The following is a 528-nucleotide window of genomic DNA, read 5'->3' as shown; positions in this document are numbered from 1 at the left end:
CTTCGATTTTTCGTAGGCGGCGGTGGTGATGGCGACATAGCCGGTGGCCTGATGGTAGAAGGCCTGAATCTCGGTCGAGGTCAGGAAGCTGAAGAAATCAGCGGTACACTTGTTCTCAGCCTCCGGCTTGCCCGAGAAGGCGAACAGGGCGGCGCCCCCGATGAAAGAGGATTTGTTGCCATCGGCGACGGTTTCGTCATAGGGCATGAAATCGGCCGAGAACGGCATGGTGGCGGTCTTCGACAGCCCGCCGAACGACCCGGAAGAGCCGATCCAGAACGCGGCCTTGCCTTGCTCGAACGGCTTCTGGTTGTCCGACCAGCCCGCGCCGTAGAAGCCCAGCCAGCCCTTGTTGTGCCAGTCTTTCACGCGGGTCCAGAAGGCGATCATTTCCGGCGCGGTGGCGCGCAGTTCGGAGCCGTCAAAGCTGTCGTAGCCATTGGCATTGGTCGCCATCTGAACATTGTTGCGCGAGAAGAAGTTCTCGAAGAACATCCAGGTCAGCTGGCTGGCGGTCAGCCGGATATA

The 528-nt window shown here is 60.0% G+C and carries 1 protein-coding gene; it reads right to left on the bottom strand.

Going from position 1 to position 528, the window contains the following annotated elements:
* Window positions 1-528 (bottom strand): extracellular solute-binding protein (locus tag PKE99_RS39485; protein WP_271215188.1); only part of this gene is annotated, 528 nt, incomplete at both ends.

The sequence above is a fragment of the Pseudonocardia halophobica genome, from assembly GCF_027922425.1.
In the GTDB taxonomy this organism is placed as follows: domain Bacteria; phylum Actinomycetota; class Actinomycetes; order Mycobacteriales; family Pseudonocardiaceae; genus Pseudonocardia; species Pseudonocardia halophobica.
Note: the sequence above shows the minus strand (reverse complement) of the source record. Positions and strands in the feature narration are given on the sequence as shown.